General features: G+C 33.9%; 4 protein-coding genes. All 4 read right to left on the reverse strand.

Annotation, left to right across the window (positions count from 1 at the left end; genetic code table 11):
• Positions 1 to 263: 263 nt before the first annotated feature.
• The 4 genes from ACZQCL_RS07825 to rpmE all read right to left on the reverse strand — a co-directional run bounded on the left by ACZQCL_RS07825 (position 264) and on the right by rpmE (position 3,064).
• The gene (locus ACZQCL_RS07825) at positions 264 to 1,175 is read right to left on the reverse strand and encodes a helicase-related protein (RefSeq protein ID WP_227992870.1); all 912 of its coding nucleotides are present in this window, start codon (positions 1,173 to 1,175) and stop codon (positions 264 to 266) included.
• Positions 1,147 to 1,431, reverse strand: a complete 285-nt coding sequence (locus tag ACZQCL_RS07830) for a hypothetical protein (RefSeq protein WP_199519647.1) — start codon at positions 1,429 to 1,431, stop codon at positions 1,147 to 1,149. Before ACZQCL_RS07830 ends, ACZQCL_RS07825 begins: the two co-directional genes overlap by 29 nt.
• Positions 1,432 to 1,469: 38 nt before the next feature.
• The gene (locus ACZQCL_RS07835; RefSeq protein WP_118116148.1) at positions 1,470 to 2,636 is read right to left on the reverse strand and encodes an aminotransferase class I/II-fold pyridoxal phosphate-dependent enzyme; all 1,167 of its coding nucleotides are present in this window, start codon (positions 2,634 to 2,636) and stop codon (positions 1,470 to 1,472) included.
• A gap of 218 nt (positions 2,637 to 2,854) precedes the next feature.
• Positions 2,855 to 3,064 (reverse strand): 50S ribosomal protein L31, encoded by a 210-nt coding sequence (gene rpmE / locus ACZQCL_RS07840; RefSeq protein ID WP_003865737.1) that lies wholly within the window; start codon positions 3,062 to 3,064, stop codon positions 2,855 to 2,857.
• Positions 3,065 to 3,265 lie beyond the last annotated feature (201 nt).

The following is a 3,265-nucleotide window of genomic DNA, read 5'->3' on the forward strand; positions in this document are numbered from 1 at the left end:
GGCATTCGAAATAAAGATATATGCCCAGAAGTCAATTTATATAAGACGTTGTATGAGTGTTGATTTTAGCTTTATATCCTAATTTATTAAATGTGTCTTATACTGAAAAAACAACCTCTCTAAAAACTCATCATACTCATAGAGAACATATAAAGGGATACCATCTATATTATAGACTTGTTTATGTAGCTTGAAATTTTTTGAACAATCCGGACATATCAAAAGATCATTATAAAAGAAAATCTCAAAATTGCGAATTTCACTCATTTTTTTGTGGCAACATAAACAGTATCGTTCATCTTCGTAATTTGACTCACACAATCTTTGATAGATTCGCTTGAAGCTTGACATAAACACACACCCTTTCCCTCTGGATCTTTAAAACTTCTTCCCACACGCCCAAAAATCTGAATAAGACTGGCCGTGGTAAAGACTGAATGATCTCCTTTAAAAACAACAACTTGAACGCTTGGAATCGTGATTCCTCTTTCTAATAGTGTGGTACAAACTAGTGCACTCAATTCTTTATTGCGAAAGCAATCTAAAATTTCATCTTTATTCTGTGTAGAAGAATGAATAAAATCTGTCTTCACAAATACATTTAGAATCATCTTCATCCACTTTCCATCATTTTTTCGAGGGACAAAAACCAATGTTTGTTTTCCCTCTTTTTGGAATTTTATGCACAAATAAATTACAATCCATACTTGAATTAAAATAGATACCTGTATCACTTTAGGCACAATCAACGGGTGTTTATGTGGCCTTTCAAACAAACACACAAGCTCTATTTTCTTTTGCTTCACAAGTTCCATACTCTCTTTGTCTGGTGTTGCACTCAACATTAGTTTTTGTCCAATACACGCCTGATTCGCTATGGCCTGAAGTACTTCGTTGCCCACAAAAGGAAAGGCATCTAACTCATCTAAAATTAATAAATCAAAGGCATATGGATAACGATACAACTGGTGTGTAGTACATACAATAAGGTCTGCATCTGTAACTTGGGTATATCCTTGAGCCACTTCACATACACTTAATTCAGGAAACGCTATCCGCAAACGATTTGCGATTTCAAGAACAACCTGTCTTCGACTGATTGCAAACCCTACTTTCTTTCCTTGCGCTAAATATCCACAGATACTTTCAAAACAAATTTCTGTTTTGCCTGGCACCTGTACTGGCGTAAAGTATTACGTCTTTTCCTTTACTTAAATGTTGATATACTTCGTGACTTGCACATTTTTGCGAAGCAGTGAGTTCATAATCAAGTTTAGGTTTACCCTTCCACGTTCTATGCTTCAATTTAACCGGATTTATTTTTTCATTAACCTCCAACCTAGAAAAATCAATGCATTTACGACAATAATAAACTCCATGATCATACGCAAACAATTTAGGATCTTCATTTTGACATCGATTACACTTCATATACTCTTATACGAAAAAAAAGTGCAAATTTTTGCACTTTACTTAAAAATTTCAGATTTTTTTATTCTTTCTGCCGCTTTTTGGATGTCCTCAATATCTTGAACAAGAGCTAAACGCACATATCTTGTACCATGAACGCCAAAAGCCTGGCCAGGTGTAACGACAACACCTGTTTTTTCCATCAAATCTTTTGTGAAGGCATATGAATCTTCATATTGATCTGGAATTCTTGCCCATGCGAACATTGTTGCAGGACTCTTATCAATATGCCATCCTACTTCATCAAATGCTTCACATAGAGCATCTCTTCGATCTTGATAAGCCTGACAAGTTGAGTGAATGCTTGCGCCTCCATGTCTTAGTGCTTCAATGCCTGCATATTGTATAGGTAAGAAGATTCCATAATCCATATTTGATTTAAGAGTATTGTAACAATCAATCACTTCTTTATTACCAACACACACACCAAGTCTTGCACCGGCCATTCCATATGTTTTCGAGAAAGAATTCAATTCAATTCCTATTTCTTTAGCTCCTTCAAAAGATAAGAAACTCTTTCCAACTTTACCATCGAATACAAGTTCACTATATGCATTATCGTGTAAAACTACAATATCGTATTTCTTCGCAAACTGAATCAACTCTTCATAGAATGAATCTGGTGCTATAGCACAAGTTGGATTGTTTGGATAAGATACAATCATCATCTTCGCTTTTTTCGCAATTTCTTCATCAATTTGATCCAATTGAATAACATAGTTATTCTCTTGCAACAAAGGCATATATTCAACTTTAGCCCCTGCAATCTTTGGCCCATCACTAAAAATTGGGTAATAAGGGTCAGGCACCAATACAATATCACCTGGATCACACATAGCTAAAAACAAAGTGCTTAAAGCTTCTTGAGATCCTTGTAGACAGATCATTTCATCATATGTTAGCTCTACATTATAACGGTTCTTATACCAATCGTGGATTGCTGATTTCATTTCAGGTAATTCATTGATCGCATACTTATAGTTTTCTGGAACCATAATTGATTCTTGCAGTACCTTCATAATAGATGGTTCAGGCGCAATATTTGGCGATCCAACTGAAAAATCAATTGTTTCATTTCCTGTTCTTTGTGTATAATCCAGCTTCATATTTTTCAATTCTGTAAATATAGAAGATTGAAATACATCCATTCTTTTAGCTCTTTTCACTTTAATACACCTCACTATTTTTAATTTATTGTCTTTATTATAAACGTAGCAATAGAAGTTTTCAAATACCGCAGTTATTTCTCGTGTACATTTGATCATTTTAATATAACCAAACAAGCTTGAAATGTCTATTTTAAAGGGTATTTAATTTTTAATAACGATTTTTTTATAACCAAAATAAAAAAAACAGTGCCACTTCTGACACTGTCATTATATTACTACTTCAAACCATATTTCTTGTTAAATTTCTCAATACGTCCCTGAGCAGCAGCGAAACGTTGACGACCTGTGAAGAATGGGTGGCAGTTACTGCAAGTATCTACACGTAATTCATCACCTTTGATTGTACTACCTGTTTCGAATTCTGCACCACAAGATGTACAGATACATTTAACTTTATGATAATTAGGATGAATTCCTTGTTTCATATCGATGTATCCTCCTTCCGCCTTAAGTCATATTGACCCAAAGTAAGTGCTATACAATTATAGCAAGCCTTTTTTCAAATCGCAAGATGTTTTTTTAAAATTAGTGATTACGCATGAAATGATCTTCAAAATTTCGCGATTTAAGATTATTTATTTTTTTATGCACTTTAATAGTGTATTGGTGTACACTATTGTTATGAA

This window comes from Holdemanella sp. (genome assembly GCF_056804935.1).